The sequence below is a fragment of the Erythrobacter crassostreae genome (genome assembly GCF_019204045.1).
GTDB lineage: Bacteria > Pseudomonadota > Alphaproteobacteria > Sphingomonadales > Sphingomonadaceae > Erythrobacter > Erythrobacter crassostreae.
In genome coordinates this window covers 1,129,322-1,144,769 of sequence record NZ_JAGSPC010000001.1, presented here as the reverse complement: position 1 = coordinate 1,144,769, position 15,448 = coordinate 1,129,322, and the positions used below count along the sequence as shown (strand labels likewise).

General features: G+C 55.7%; 11 protein-coding genes. 2 read left to right on the top strand and 9 right to left on the bottom strand.

All coding sequences use genetic code 11. The annotated features are described in order from the left end of the window. Window positions 1-301: 301 nt before the first annotated feature. Window positions 302-1,738: a LytTR family DNA-binding domain-containing protein gene (locus KCG46_RS05650; protein ID WP_218404306.1), complete on the bottom strand. Its 1,437-nt coding sequence runs from the start codon at window positions 1,736-1,738 to the stop codon at window positions 302-304. 164 nt (window positions 1,739-1,902) lie between these two features. On the opposite strand from KCG46_RS05650, the gene KCG46_RS05645 reads away from it, so the two are divergent. Continuing rightward, complete coding sequence (locus tag KCG46_RS05645) at window positions 1,903-3,372, top strand: alpha/beta fold hydrolase (protein ID WP_218404305.1); 1,470 nt, start codon at window positions 1,903-1,905, stop codon at window positions 3,370-3,372. 18 nt (window positions 3,373-3,390) lie between these two features. On the opposite strand, the gene xylA is transcribed toward KCG46_RS05645, so the two are convergent. The 5 genes from xylA to KCG46_RS05620 form a co-directional block, all read right to left on the bottom strand. After that, the gene (gene xylA / locus KCG46_RS05640; RefSeq protein ID WP_439648819.1) at window positions 3,391-4,704 is read right to left on the bottom strand and encodes a xylose isomerase; all 1,314 of its coding nucleotides are present in this window, start codon (window positions 4,702-4,704) and stop codon (window positions 3,391-3,393) included. Beyond that, window positions 4,704-6,131: a xylulokinase gene (gene xylB, locus KCG46_RS05635; protein WP_218404304.1), complete on the bottom strand. Its 1,428-nt coding sequence runs from the start codon at window positions 6,129-6,131 to the stop codon at window positions 4,704-4,706. Before xylB ends, xylA begins: the two co-directional genes overlap by 1 nt. After that, window positions 6,131-6,973 (bottom strand): aldose 1-epimerase, encoded by an 843-nt coding sequence (locus KCG46_RS05630; protein ID WP_218404303.1) that lies wholly within the window; start codon window positions 6,971-6,973, stop codon window positions 6,131-6,133. Before KCG46_RS05630 ends, xylB begins: the two co-directional genes overlap by 1 nt. 6 nt (window positions 6,974-6,979) lie before the next feature. Next, window positions 6,980-8,380, bottom strand: coding sequence for a sugar porter family MFS transporter (locus KCG46_RS05625; protein WP_369410170.1), 1,401 nt, complete (start codon window positions 8,378-8,380; stop codon window positions 6,980-6,982). A 67-nt stretch (window positions 8,381-8,447) separates the two neighbouring features. Next, window positions 8,448-9,512 (bottom strand): LacI family DNA-binding transcriptional regulator, encoded by a 1,065-nt coding sequence (locus tag KCG46_RS05620; RefSeq protein WP_218404302.1) that lies wholly within the window; start codon window positions 9,510-9,512, stop codon window positions 8,448-8,450. 84 nt (window positions 9,513-9,596) lie between these two features. On the opposite strand from KCG46_RS05620, the gene KCG46_RS05615 reads away from it, so the two are divergent. Further along, a complete protein-coding gene (locus KCG46_RS05615; protein ID WP_218404301.1) occupies window positions 9,597-12,008 on the top strand; it encodes a glycoside hydrolase family 3 N-terminal domain-containing protein in 2,412 nt (803 codons plus the stop codon). A 130-nt stretch (window positions 12,009-12,138) separates the two neighbouring features. On the opposite strand, the gene KCG46_RS05610 is transcribed toward KCG46_RS05615, so the two are convergent. From KCG46_RS05610 to KCG46_RS05600, 3 genes are all read right to left on the bottom strand, one after another. Further along, window positions 12,139-12,696, bottom strand: coding sequence for a VOC family protein (locus KCG46_RS05610; protein WP_218404300.1), 558 nt, complete (start codon window positions 12,694-12,696; stop codon window positions 12,139-12,141). Then, entirely contained in the window at window positions 12,693-13,817 is a 1,125-nt protein-coding gene (hppD, locus tag KCG46_RS05605; protein ID WP_218404299.1) for a 4-hydroxyphenylpyruvate dioxygenase, read from the bottom strand. The genes KCG46_RS05610 and hppD overlap by 4 nt, the downstream gene beginning before the upstream one ends. Window positions 13,818-13,912: 95 nt before the next feature. Then, complete coding sequence (locus tag KCG46_RS05600) at window positions 13,913-15,439, bottom strand: acetyl-CoA acetyltransferase (protein WP_218404298.1); 1,527 nt, start codon at window positions 15,437-15,439, stop codon at window positions 13,913-13,915. Window positions 15,440-15,448: the final 9 nt, after the last annotated feature.

The following is a 15,448-nucleotide window of genomic DNA, read 5'->3' as shown; positions in this document are numbered from 1 at the left end:
GTCGTTAAGAGTTTCTTACGCTTGGGCAGCGCCCGTTGCGAAAAATGCGATAGAAGAAGATGTAAGAAGCAAGCGGCCTGAGGTCAGGATCCCGCTGCGAGTGATTGAAGGTTTCATCGTGCTGCCTTTCTTTCCCAAAATTGGTGAAAGACGGGCCAAGGGGTAAAAGGATTGCGATAACGATCGATCGCTGCGACATATTCCAGATCACGTAAGTTCATCTCTGACACTCCCTATTGAGCGATCCGGAGAATGGCCGAGAAAGGTTACGCCAAGAGACACTTGGGCGCTTGAGAGCCAACTAGTTGCTCTTCAGCGCGGCCTTAACGCTGGCCAAGTTGCGCCGACTGATCGGTACAACTGACCCATCTGACATTTGCAATTCGCCGGTCCCTGCGCTTTCGCGAGTGAGTGATTTTACCAGCTCAGCATTCACAATATGCGAGCGATGAACCCGGATAAAACCATCCGACAGTTCAGATTCCAAGGCTGATAGCGTCGCACTATGCAATGCGCTGCGCCCGGATTTGAGAAAGACCTCAACATAATCTCCAGCTCCGCTGAAGCGGACGACATCATTGCAGTCGACAAATTCGATCCTGCCATTGTTAGAAATTTCGATGCGTTTGGGCAGGACCTGAATATCTGCAGGTTCGGCCAACAGATTGCCCGCCCTTGCCCGGCTAAAGAACAACCAAAGCACGCAGACCGCTACAATCAGATAGAGAACGGTGTCTAAAAACAGTCCGCCGAGCCAATAAATCGAGGCCGCGAGTGCTAATGATGCCAACGCAATCCACCGGCCATTCCGGTTGCCGCCTAAGTCAGCGATGACGCCGCCAATTGCGCCGACCACAGATGCAGCAATGAAAACAAGTCCGGTCTTGAGATCAAACCCAGGCTGAAGAACACTGATCAGCAGCATTACCGCGAGCAAGCCCGCCAGCGCGAGCAAACGCCGCTTCGCAAATGGCTGAAACAAACGAAGCAGCACGTACGCGGCGGCGCTCAGCCCCAGACAGATTGCGAAAGTCAGGATCAAAGATAGCCGAAGATCATGCAGCGGATAAGGATAGGGGAGGATGTCGCGCGTTGCCTCCGCCGCGAGCTGCAATGCAGCCGTCAAAGATATTGCGGCGATCAACGCGGAGCCTTCTTTGTCGCTGCCGCGCAAGGAGCTAACCCCAAAGAAGACGAACGCCGCGACAAACAGGCCAAAGGTCACCAACGCAAACCACGTAGCAGGGCCCGGTTTACGCGGATCTCGGTAGGGAGCCAGCGAGATGTTGTGCATCGGCGAATTGAGTGTGATGCCGCCATTCATTGAGGACATCCGCATAACAAGCCGGTTTGTATCCGCTTTCAATGTATCCTCGGGAACGAAGAATACGGCATCCATATCACCTGCATCTTCGCTAAGCGGAGATGCTCCCGGCTTCCCATTTTTGCCAAGCGCGACTCCATTGAGGAAGACTTCGCTTGATGCCTTTGCGCTCAAGAACAAACCGAGCGGTTGATCACCTTCAACCAAGGTTGGCTCTGCTTCAAACTCAAATATGATCCATATCAGGCGGTCTTGTGGGTCGGCTTGATAGAAAAGCGTCGTTTCACAAAGGCTCTGCTCAAAATCTGGCGGTGTGTCTGATCCTGCTGCGGCGTCGCAGACGCGGACGGGATGATCGATGAAGCTCTGGTATGGCTGCGCGCTTACCGCAGCAGGAAGGGTCAGAAGCGACAAGAAAAGGAGAAGGAAGCGCAGCACCGAGAAACCTATAGCTTCCGATGAACGGTAAGTCCCGCCGCTGACCGATCAGAACCCCCCGCTAACAGAACACCCTCTGTTCACTGCGCTGAAATTCCTCTGTTTCGGATCGGAACGCACATCAATCGGAGAGAAGCGCCATGCCCAGATCAACAATCCTCACATCCTTAGCACTCGCGATGGCCATTCCCGTTTTCGCACCCGCGATGGCCCATACAGCGCCGAACGAGGAGGCAATCACCTTTGAAACCCGCACTGGCGAAACGGTTGAAGCGTATAGCGGGTTTCTGACGGTTCCGATGAACAGGAGCGATCCGGACAGCGGCACCACCAAGGTTGCTTATGTCCGCTTCCCAGCGACAACCGAAACTCCGGGCAACCCGATTGTTTATCTGTCAGGCGGGCCTGGTGGATCAGGTATCGGAACTGCGAAGGGGCCGCGTTTTCCCTTGTTTATGGCAATGCGCCAGCATGGCGATGTGATTGCCCTCGACCAACGCGGCACCGGCCAATCTGATAAACCTGCCCCTTGCGTCTCGAGCGTCGAGATTGGCGAAATGGAGCGCATAAGTGACGCCGAACATGCCGAGCGGTACAAATTGGCGACGCGTGAATGTGCAGCACAATGGAAAGAGAACGGCGTCGACCTACGCGGCTTTACAACCGCCGAAAGCGCACAGGATCTGTCCGATTTACGCCAACATCTTGGCGCAGGTCAGATCTCTCTATGGTCCATTTCCTATGGCAGCCACCTCGCTTTGGCAGCGCTTTCAGCAATCCCGGACGAACTTGACCGCGTAATCATGGCCGCGACAGAGGGGCTTGATCAGACAGTCAAACTGCCCAGCCGAACGCTTGGCTATTTCGGCCGTTTACAGGCAGCCGTAGATGCGCAACCCGAAGCCGCGAGGCTTTATCCCAATATCCTGGGGTTGATCGAGCGTGTGCATGCGAAGCTCGATGCAAATCCCATGACCGTTATTGTACCGACGAAAGACGGTGGCAGTTATGACCTGCTGCTTCAAAAAAGGCATTTGCAGCAATTCAGCGGAGGACTGATCTCGGACCCGCAATATGCGGCTGTGCTGCTGATGATGTATCGCCAACTGGACGAAGGTGATCCAACGATGATCACGTTCATTTTGCAGCGGTTCTGGAGCCCTGATGAGCCGATCACCTTTTCCGCAATGTCGCTCGCGATGGACCGGGCCTCTGGTATCACTCCGGCCCGCTTAAAGGCGTTTGAACAACAAGCATCTTCATCCCCGGTAGGTAAGTATATGAACTTCCCGATGCCGCAAATTCTTGATGAGTTGAAAGAGGTCGACATTGGCCCAGCATTCCGTGACGGGCCATTCGGAGACACACCCGTTCTGATGTTAACGGGTACGCTGGACGGACGAACCTATCCCGAAGGTCACATCGAGGCGACAGCAGGATTGAGCAAAGTCGAGCACATCACTGTCGAGAATGCCGGACACAATCTCTTCATGACCTCATCTGAGGTTCAAGACGCGATGCACACCTTTATGCGCGGCGAAGCAGTGAAGTCCGACCGGATTACCGTTGAAGCGCCAGACTTTTCGAAGCTGCCCGATCTGGGCGGCTGACCCGACTGCCTAGGACGTTCAGCTGTGGCGACTAATCAGGTTTTCCAGAAATTCTTGCCGCCCTGATCGAACACTGGGTTGCAGGTTGTTCTCGACTGCGTGGTTTGCAGCCTGTTCCAGCGTGATCTTTCCTGAAAGGACATCTTGACCGAAAGCTTCATTCCAACCGGAATATCGGTCAGATACAAACTGATCCAGCTGTCCTTCCTCGATGATGGATGCAGCCGCTAACAGAGCACGCGAGAGGACATCGACGCCGCCAATATGTGCGTGGAAGAGATCTTCGGCATCGACGGATTGGCGACGAACCTTTGCATCAAAATTGAAGCCGCCGGTTTTGAAGCCACCGCCTTGAATGATGTAATACAATACCGGCGTCAGATCCGGAACGTTGTTGGGAAACTGATCCGTGTCCCATCCATTCTGCGGGTCACCGCGATTGATGTCGATCGACCCCATGATGCCCAGCGCGTTGGCAGTCGCGATTTCGTGCTCGAAGCTGTTTCCGGCGAGCGTTGCATGGTTTGCCTCAATGTTGACCTTAACCTCGTCCTCAAGCCCGTAACGCTTTAGAAAACCATAAACGGTTGCGGTGTCCCGGTCATATTGATGTTTGGTCGGCTCATGCGGTTTCGGCTCGATCAAGATTGGACCGTCAAAACCGATCTTGTGTTTGTGCTCCACAACCATGTTCATGAACCGGCCCAATTGATCGAGCTCGTGTCCAAGGTTCGTATTGAGGATAGTGTCATAGCCCTCACGGCCTCCCCACAGCACATAGTTCTCGCCGCCGAGATGATTTGTCGCTTCCAGCATTGAGCGCACTTGATGCGCAGCCCAGGCAAATACATCAGGATCGGGATTGGTGGCCGCGCCTGCAGCGTAGCGTGGGTGGCTAAACAGGTTGGCTGTTCCCCAAAGCAAGTTCACACCGGTTTCGGCGATCTTGCCTTCCATTTTACCAACGATCGCATCCAGTTCCCGTGAGTAGCTGGTCGTGTCATCGTGGTCGGCCATCGCATCCACATCGTGGAAACAATAGAATGGTGCGCCAAGTTTCGCGAACATATCAAATGCCGCATCAAGCTTGATCTGGGCATGTTCAGCGGTGACAGGTTCACCTGGTTTCCAAGGTCGTTCGAAAACGCCCGCGCCGAAGATATCGTGACCCGGCCATGCAAATGTATGCCAGTAACAAACCGCCCAGCGTAAATGGTCTCGCATCGATTTCCCGAGCACTTCGCGATCCGCATCGTAGAAACGATAGGCAAGCGGGTTTCGGCTTTCTGTCCCTTCAAATGCGATGGACGGGATGTCAGCGAAGTAGCTCATCAAAATTCTCCGAAACTGGATTTGAGTGCGGGATAGAGCGACCGGAACTTGGCAAACCGATCGTCTTGGTTGGATTTTGGACAGAAGCGCGATTGCTCTGGTGGCTGCGTGCAGACATCGGCGACGGAATCGGCAGTGACAGCCAAGCGTGCAAGGCGCGCTGCACCGTTGGCCGGGCCGACACTTGCACCGTCGCGGTAGATGAGTGGCACCACGAGTATATCTGCCAGTATTTGGGCCCAGTGTTCAGATTGAGCACCGCCGCCAATCACTGACAACTGATCCGGCTTCGACGCCATCGCATCTAGCCCGTCGCGCAGCCCAAATCCGACGCCTTCCAGCGTTGATCGCACAAGCTCAGCCGGTCCTGTTTCCTGACTCATGCCGAAGAAAACGCCTTTTGCTGACGGATTATTATGCGGCGTGCGTTCGCCAGAAAGGTATGGGAGAAACAAGGGCAGTTTCGAAGCTGGCGTGTCGTTGTACGCAGCGGCTTCCAACGCACTTGGCACGTCGGTAAAACCGGTGAGCCTGGTGACCCAATCCAGACATGCCGCAGCCGAAAGCATCACAGTCATTGCATGCCAGCGATCTGGCAGGGCGTGGCAGAATGCGTGCACACCGTTTTCGGGTGCCGGTTCAAATCCGCCGGATGCAGCGAACACAACCCCGGATGTTCCCAGACTTAGGAACGCTTGCCCAGGATCTGTTACCCCTGCCCCGATCGCCCCTGCAGCTTGATCGCCTGCACCGCCTGCAACGGGGACGACCGGCAAACCCAGTTCATCTGCGACCGCGCGGCGCAGTTTCCCCGACACTTCAGCCCCCTCAACGAGAGCAGGCATATAGCGTTCATCCATTCCGGTAGCTGCAAGCATTTCGGGCGACCATCTGCGCTCCGCGACATCAAGCCACAGAGTTCCAGAAGCATCGGACATCTCGCTGGCCTTTTCACCCGTCAGCAAAAGCCGCAAATAATCCTTCGGCAGCAACACCTTGCGGGTCGCAGAAAATATCTCCGGCTCATTCTCACGAACCCAGGAAAGCTTCGGCGCAGTGAACCCAGCCATCGCAAGGTTGCCGGTGAACTTTCGAGCCATCGGATCAAGAGCAGCACAATATGGTGCGCTGCGGCCATCGTTCCAAAGGATAGCAGGGCGCAGAACCACATCAGTCTTATCTAGCAATACCGCACCGTGCATCTGACCGGAAAGCCCGATGCCTTTGACGCTTGCTCTTTGCTTTTCTGGTAGACAGATGATCGAGGCCTTTGTCGCCTCCCACCATGCCGCAGGCGCCTGTTCTGACCACAATGGGTTGGGCCGCTGGACAGAAAGCGCTGCGGTGCTTTGCGACAGAACAGCCCCATCTTCATCGACGATGACAGACTTGACACCCGAGGTGCCCAGATCAATTCCCAGCCACATCAGCTCGGTTCCTCCAGTTGAAACCGGCAGTCAATTTTCATGCTCTGGCCAGGTTCAAGGTTCGCAATTCCAGTCTCGTCGCTATCGAGTGTGCTGTTCACTGCATTTGGGATATGACTAACGGGCTCCATGCAAAAATAGTCTTCGCCTCGCGGCGTGTAGATGTGCGTGAAAGGTAAGTTTTGGGAAGCGTGTATCGCGAGCTGGTGGGTCGGCCACCGCAATCGCACCGGATCGTTGCACCCGGTAAAACAATCATCGAACCAGTCTTTGGTGAACCAGCGCGGCTCCTTTTTCAAACTGCGATGCGTCTCAGGCAACCGGTCCGGGCCGGTTGCCCAATATCCCGTCGCGCCGGTTTCCAAAGTCGCTCCGGCGCGAGAGAAGTATGGATGCAGTCCAAGCCCAGCTGGCATTGCGACGTCATCTCGATTTGTGATCGAGATCGATTGAGTGAAGCCATCTTTATGCATTTGAAAATGCTGTTCAGCGTCAAATACCCACGGCCATAGAACCCCGTCACCACTAAATGTCAGTACAGCCAAATCAGTTTCGACACGCTTCGTTGCCCATGGGCTGATCCATCCCGTGCCGTGCAAAGCATGCACTGGTTCACCCCATCGGGAAGCGGCAGGAAGCGTGCGAAGCTGCCCTCGTTTAGAGATGCACCCTTTGGCGATCCGGTTGCAAAAAGGGATCAACGGGAAACACGCCAAATCCAGTGGGCTGTCGCCGCCATTGTGAGGTCTGAAAACATCAATGCCGCGCCATTTGAACGCTAGAATGCCGCCGCCTCGCCACGGATCGATGACCACTTCGACAGTATCTGACCGGAGCGTCAACACGGCTCAGCCCGTCATCGCTTCCAGCTCGCGCCCAGCCGTTTCCTTCACCAGCTTTGCGACGAACCAAGCCGATATCAGCGCGGCCGCCGCGTAGAATCCATAGGTTACTGGCAGCCCTACGTTCGTGAGCAGCCAAGGGAAGCTCATGATAATCAGGAAATTGGCTGTCCATTGTGCGAAGCCGGACACAGCGAGGCCAGAACCGCGGATCTGATTGGGGAACATCTCGCCAAGCATCACCCACATGACCGGCCCCCAACTAAAGTTAAAAGCCACGACATAGACATTCGCCGCGATCAGAGCGGCAAGCCCTGCACCGTCGGATAGCACCAATTCTCCATCAACCAGTGATCCGGTTGCGAATGACAAGGCGACAACCGCCAGTCCGGCAGTCATCAAGAGCGAGCCAGCAAACAAAAGCGGTTTTCGCCCGATGCGGTCAATCAATGCGATTGCAAAGAAAACGGCACCGATAGACAACGCGCCCGACAGCACATTGATCTTCAAGGCATCATTCTCTGTGAAGCCAACCGCCTGCCACAGCACCGCGCCGTAGTAGAAAACGATATTGATACCCACAAGCTGCTGGAATGTGGCAAGACCGATCCCGACCCAAACGATTGTGCGCACTTTGCCTGTTGCGCTGCTAACAAGATCGGAAAGTCGCGGCTGGTGGTCGCCAGCAAGACTGGCTTTGATCTCTGCCAGTTTTGCGCCGGCGCTTTCTTCGCCAAGAAGCCTGCTAAGAGTTGCCTGAGCTTCGTTATCGCGCCCTTTCGCGACAAGATAGCGAGGGCTTTCAGGTATAAAGAACAGCAAGATCAGGAAGAGCGCGGCTGGCACCAGTTCAGCCCAGAACATCCATCGCCATGCGGCATAGCCTCCCCAGAACTCCGCCTGACTTCCACCGGCAAATTCAGCAAGAAAATAGTTCGACAGGAATGCAGCGGTCAGGCCGACGATAATCATCACCTGTTGAATGGAGGACAGGCGCCCGCGCCGTTCAGCGGGTGCGACTTCAGAGATGTAGGCTGGCGCGATCACGCTTGCCGCGCCAACCGCAAGACCACCAAGAATTCGCGCGATGACAAAGGTCGTAGCGTCAGTGGCCACTCCAGATCCCCATGCCGAGAGGAGGAAAAGTACCGCTGCGATCAAAAGGACCGCGCGCCGGCCAATAACATCCGATAGTCGGCCCGCGATAAAGGCGCCAATAGCGCAACCGAGCAACATGGATGCTACGTTGAAGCCGGTTCCAATCGAAGTTGAGTCGAATGCAGTTTGCAGCCCGTCGACCGTGCCATTGATAACCCCGCTGTCGAAACCAAACAGAAAGCCGCCAAGTGTCGCGACCGACACAATCAAGCTGACAAAGCGCGTGTTATGCGAATTTTCGCGAGCCACTCGAATCTCTCCCTCGTAGCAGTTGATCTAAATGTTAGCGCTAACGAAAAGAAAATCTAGCTCAAAGTTATTCTCGGCAGGGGCCTGATGATCCGCGGACGATCAATTGACAGTCTTCCAGACCCCTATCTGTCTGCCCCCGCTCCTTATCTGCCGCGTCATTGATCTGGCTCAAGACCAGCTCGAACGCTGCGGCGGCCATCGCACTAACCGGCTGATCAATCGTGGTCAGTTCAGGCCAGACTGAAATTGCAGAAGGACTGTTGTCGAAGCCAACCACGCTGAGATCATCAGGCACCGATAAACCATGCCTATGGGCAACACCGATCGCCGCTGCGGCCATGTCATCATTGCTGGCAAAGATCGCCGTCGGCCGCTCATCGCAGCTCAACAAAAACTCGGCCGCCTCAACACCAGAGCGATAAGTGAACTGCCCCGGCGCAACGAATGCTGGGTCAACAATCAGGTCTGCAGCTCGCATCTCGCGACGAAAACCTTGTTCGCGCAGTGCGCTGGAATTCTGATCAGACTGGCCTTGAATAAACGCAATGCGCCGGTGGCCAAGATCGATAAGGTGGCGGGTCATCTTTGCTGCTGCCCCCTCGTCATCGATGCTGATATCGTTGAATTTCTGGGATTTTTTGCCGTTCGCAACGGTCGCGATGGGTATCTGCAATTCTTGAAACACGGAGAGAATTTCATCCGATCCCGATATGGGCGGCGGCAGGATAACGCCCGCAATATTGGCCTTCGCCAAGCGCAATGCAGAACTGACATAAGATGCTGGCAGGTTCTCATCACAGATATCGACAATCAGGTGGTTGTCCGAACGCTGAGCCGCGCCAAGCGCACCATGCAGAAACCGCCCAAGGTAATTGTCCGATGGGTTCGCGTAAATCAATCCGATGTGCACTTCCGCGCCTTTTGCCAGTCGCCGAGCCGATCGATTGGGTTGGTAGTTCAGTGCCTCTACCGCTTTCAGGACTTTGTCACGCGTACCCTCGCGAACGCCGCTTTCCCGATTCATCACGCGCGAAACAGTCATGGCCGAAACGCCCGCTTGCCGCGCCACGTCATCAATCTTGACCGCCTGGGTCGTGCGTCTCTTTGTTCGCGTCATCTGCTTTTTCACACTCAAACCGTAGCTGCGCCAGCAAGCCATTGCAATGTCGCTAGAGCATTCTATGGTAGCGCTACCATTAGGGCGGAGAAAGATATGCGTATTGGCTCACGGAGTGCATCAGGATGGGTTGCAATTGCCTCGATTGGGCTTTTCTCGGCAGGGGCCGTTCTAACGCAAGCAGCGGCGGCGCAAGAAGTCCAATCCAGCGCTCCTGCGATCTATAAGGACCCAGCCGCTCCGATAGACACGCGTATCGAAGATTTGCTTTCGCGGATGACCCTTGAAGAAAAGGTCGCTCAGATGCTCACAATTTGGGAGCAGAAAGAACAGGTCCAGACCGCGCAAGGCGACTTCGATCCGGCCAAAGCGAGTGAAGTATGGCCGCACGGCATTGGTATGATCGCCAGGCCTTCGGATTTTCGCGGCGTCGACCAATCAAATAGCGGTGATGCCGGTGCTTCCGCTGGCGCGCGCAATCGCACCGCCCGAGAAACGGTCGAATATGTGAACGCCGCGCAGCGCTGGGCCGTAAACGAAACGCGTCTCGGAATTCCGATCCTGATGCATGAAGAAGGTCTACACGGGTATGTCGCCAGAGGCGCGACCAGCTTTCCTCAAGCGATTGGCCTAGCCAGCACGTGGGATAAAGACCTCATTGAGCAAGTGTACAGCGTGGCCTCGCGCGAAATGCGGTCTCGGGGCGCTCAGATTGCTCTGTCACCGGTGGTCGACATCGCACGCGATCCGCGCTGGGGCCGGATCGAGGAAACATATGGCGAAGACCCGTATCTTGTTTCCGAGATCGGCCTGGCTGCCATTCGCGGTTTTCAGGGCCAAACCCTTCCGCTTGCGGATGATAAAGTGCTGGTCACTTTGAAACATATGACCGGCCACGGACAACCCGAAAGCGGCACCAATGTCGCCCCTGCGGAGTTGACCGAGCACACACTCAGGACATATTTCTTCCCGCCATTCGAGCGCGCTATCAAAGAGGGTAACGCGCTATCTGTCATGCCTTCGTACAACGAAATTGGAGGCGTACCCAGCCACGCCAATGGCTGGTTGCTCAATGACATATTGAAAGACGAATGGGGCTTTGATGGCGCCGTAGTAAGTGATTATTTTGCGATCCGCGAAATGGTAACCAGACATCAAATGCTGGCGGACGCCAAACAGGCAGCAGAGCGCGCAATCAAGGCCGGTGTGGATAGTGAGATGGCCGATGCGGACGCATTCAAAGAACTGCCGTCATTGGTTGCAGAGGGCCGCGTTGATGGCGCCCTTATCGATGATGCGGTGCGCCGCATATTGCGGCTCAAATTCATCGCCGGGATGTTTGAGAACCCATATGCCGATGCCGACCATGCTGAACGCATCGAAGCAAATCCAGAGGCAATCGCCCTCGCCCTTGAAGCGGCGCGCAAATCAATGGTTCTGCTCAAAAACGACGGTCTGCTCCCCCTAAACGCAGATAAGATCGAGAAATTATTGGTCGTCGGCACGCATGCAAAAGACACGCCTCTTGGTGGGTACAGCGATGTGCCGCGCAAGGTCGTAAGCGTCCTTGAAGGCATCGAGAACGCTGCCAAAGGCAAATTCGACGTCGCCTATTCAGAAGGTGTAAGAATTACAGAAAGCCGTGAATGGGCCGCAGATCCTGTCGATTTGGTGCCGGAAGAAGAGAATAGCCGATTAATCGCCGAAGCTGTGAAAGCGGCGGAAAGTGCGGACACGATTGTCTTGGTGATAGGCGGGAACGAGCAGACAAGCCGAGAAGCTTGGGCAACGACACATCTAGGCGACAGGACCGACATCACGCTCGTCGGGCAACAAATGGAGCTTGCCCGGGCAATGCTGGCTACCGGCAAACCTGTGGTCACCCTCCTTCTCAATGGCCGCCCACTTTCCATTGTTGAACTTCAGGATACCGCACCCGCGATTATCGAAGGGTGGTATCTCGGTCAGGAGACAGGAAACGCGGTTGCAGATGTTCTATTCGGCAAGTCCAATCCCGGGGGGAAAATGCCGGTAACCGTCGCGCGCAATGTCGGGCAGGTTCCCGTCTTCTACAACCACAAGCCGCAAGCGCGGCGAGGTTACTTGTTCGACACTATCAAGCCGCTCTACCCGTTCGGATTCGGATTGAGTTACTCGAGTTTCGAAATTTCGGCTCCAAATGTATTGGGCGAGCAGCATACGACGACCGGACCGGTTTCAGTCGAAGTGAGCGTTTCCAACACGGGGCGTTTCGCAGGCGACGAAGTCGTTCAACTCTACCTGCGCGACGTGCATGCTTCCGTCACCACACCCGTAAAACAACTGGTCCGTTTTGAACGGGTCACACTTGAACCAGGCGAAACGCGGACCGTGAAATTCGAACTCGCGCCTAGCGACTTTAGCCTCTGGAACGATCGGATGGAGCGCGTGGTTGAACCCGGTCAATTTGTCCTGATGTCAGGCAGCAACAGCCGCGACGTCAAGGAAACTGAACTTGTCATCAAATAGGAGCGGATAGGCGCGCTTCGAAAAAAGCAGGGCGCGGCGCCAATATGGCCCGCGCCCTTTCTGGTTTGGAAATCCAGCAGATCGCTCCGATGGGAGAGCATAGAGCGCCTTCCCGCGCTCCAACTCCGGTTCAACTCTTGCCGTGTTCAGCCCGGGCGATTTCGTGCAGCCAATCTGCATGACGCGGAGCGGTTTTGGTTTCGCTCCACTCTTCCAGCATCATCGGCGCAACACGCTTTAGCTCGGCATACTGATCATCGGTGCCAATATCCGCTGCCAATTCCACTCGGTGCCCGTTTGGATCAAAGAAATAGATCGATTTGAATATCCCGTGATGGGTCGGGCCGAGGACATCGATCCCTTGCGCTTCGACATGCTCTTTCGCGGTCAGCAGTTCTGCTTCGGATGAAACGCGAAAGGCCAGATGTTGAACCCATGCAGGCGTGTTTTCGTCGCGGCCCATATCCGGTTGATTGGGCAGCTCGAAGAACGCCAGAATGTTGTCATTCCCTGCATCAAGGAAGACATGCATGTAGGGATCATAGTCGCCGGTTGATGGCACGTGATCCTCGGCAAAAGCGGTCGTGTACTCCATGCCAAGCACGCGGCCATACCATTCAACCGTCTCTTTTGCATCCTTGCACCGATAGGCTGCGTGGTGAATTCCTGATGGCTTTACCGCGCTCATTCGGCAGGCTCCTTAGCCTTCGTATCGAGCACCCCGCGTGCAACCTGATCGCGTTCGATACTCTCGAACAGTGCCTTAAAGTTGCCTTCGCCAAAGCCGTCTTTGTAATCTCCAACCCTCTGGATGAATTCGAAGAAAACAGGGCCGATGCGCGGTTCGGCGAAAATCTGAAGCAGCAAGCGCGGATTGCCACCTTCTGTGGACCCATCGAGCAAGATTCCGCGCGTCTTCAGCTCCGCTTCGTCCCGGCCATGGCCGGGCAGGCGCTCAGAAAGCATCTCATAATAGGTTTCCGGCGGAGCAGTCATAAACGGCACGCCGTGTTTCTTAAGCCGGTCCCAGCACGCTACCAGATCATCGCAAATCAGGGCGATATGCTGAATGCCCTCGCCATTATATTCGCGCAGATACTCCTCAATTTGTCCTTTACCATTCTCGCCTTCTTCGTTCAGCGGAATGCGGATTTTACCGTCGGGCGCGGTGAGCGCTTTTGAGGTCAGACCGGTATATTCGCCCTTGATATCGAAATAACGGATCTCCTGAAAATTGAAGAGCTTTTCATAAAAGTCCGCCCAGTATTTCATGCGTCCGCCATAGACGTTGTGGGTCAGGTGATCGATCAGTTGGAAGCCGCAGCCTTCAGGATAACGCTCGACACCCGGTAGATACGCAAAATCGATATCGTAGATCGAGAGGCCCTCGCCAGCTTCATCAGCGTAGCGATCGACGAGGTAGAGGATTGCCCCGCCAATGCCCCGGATCGCAGGGATGCGAAGTTCCATAGGGCCAGGGTCGTTTGCTACCGGCTCTGCACCTTGTGCGATCAGATGATCATAAGCCTCAACAGCGTTGCGAACGCGGAAAGCCATACCGCAGGCCGAAGGGCCATGTTCGCGTGCGAAATACCAAGCTGCGCTGCGCGGCTCATAATTGGCGATCAGATTGATCCCACCCTGACGCCATAAATCGACGTCTTTGCTGCGGTGCTTTGCGACCAGAGTGAAGCCCATCGCTTCGAAGACCGGCTCCAGGACGCCTTTTTCAGGTGCGCAGAATTCCACAAATTCAAAGCCATCAAGGCCAGCTGGATTATCGAACAGATCGCCGGGGTGCTTGGTCATCGGGTAGCCTCTGATATGTCAATTTAGTTACGATTGAAACTAAATACCCGAAAGCTGGAGTTTTGACAAGAGGACGCTTTCGTATGCGCTTCGTGTCAGGCGATGCGGCCAATGTTGCGACCTTTGTCGTCCTGCGTGACAGAAAGAGTTGCGCCAAACGGCCTGCCTCCCTCAAACGCTACGCGCGTCGCTTGATGTGTCAGGTCGGCATTGCCGCAAACGCGCTCACCCGCGTCATTCCGGCCAAGCCAGATGGCGACGCTCCCAGACTTCGTATTGTTGATCGTGTAGGTTTCTACCGTCGCGCTTTCGAATGCGCCCACGCCTGTTGGCACAGCGTCGTCAGCTGTCGGCAGTTTTTCATAGCGATCATTGGCAGACCAGTCGGCAGGCTCGGTTGAATATATGCCCGTGGCGTATTTGCTCATCCAGCCGCCATTCGCGCCGACCAGAGCGTAAGCGCCGCGATCACCGCGTGCCGCCTGTACAGCCTCACAAATCGCATGGGCCGAGTAATTGTTTCCTGCCCCGCCAAAGAATGGGAGACCACCCGTTAGCGTCAGTCCGCGCGGGTCATCGGCAGTCAGTCCAAAATGGTCGATCTGATTGAAGACCGGGATCGCAAAGCATGAATAGAAATCGATGTACCTTATATCCGACATGCCCTTCCCTGCTTTAGTCAGCGCTACATCGACGCTGGCTAGCGAAGCTGGGTTGGCGGACAAATCAGGGCGCTGGGAAAGCATTAGCTCGGTTGCCGAGGTCACAGCGTGGATATGCACCCATTTGCGTTCAGGAATGCCGAGTTTGCGCGCAAGGCCAGCGCTGGCAATGATCACTGCAGCAGCCTGATTCACCTGATCACGGGCGACGGTCATCCTTGTATAGGGCTCTGCCACGATCCGATTGCGCTCTGTCACCGTCGCCAGCTCTTCGGCGCTGCGTTCGACAGGGGCCGCAGCGTGAACATTGGCAGCCGCGACCTTCGTGAAGGGTTCAAACAGCTCGCCAATATCGCAGCGATACTCATCAAGGCTTTTCCCAAGCTTCGCACGCCGTGCATTTTCGGCCAGCGCGTAAAGCGGGATTGCGCCCGTTGCGCCGTGCGCGAACAGAGCAGGCTCCATCAGTCCTTCGACGCCAAAGCCCTGATCGTCAAAATCGCCGTCGACCTCCTCGGACCAATCCGGCTTTTCGCCTTTCGCGGAAAGCGCCAGCACCGTCGAGATAGCCTCCGACCCGACTACCACAGCGCATTGGCTCTCACCCGCAGCAATATCACGCGCGAATTCGCCAACCAGCTTTTGGTTGGTCTGTCCGCCGGTCGTCGTCAGGATCGCGCGTTTCGGATTAGCACCCACGCGGCCCGCAATCGCGCGCGGCACATTATTTGCCGCGCCGAAAGGCGGCTTGCGATCTGGCCGCGACATCTCGAAAGCGCGGATGGCGGCCAGCGTGTCGATCTCTTGTGAGACCGGCTCGCTGGCACTGCTATCCGCAATTGCCGCCGCCAGCGCCCGTCCGGCGAGGTCCATATATGACAATGCTTCATAACCGGGCTGATCCACCCGTTCCGAATATTGTCCGACCCCGATAATGACGGGCGTGTTGTCAGCGACCATTCGTGCCTC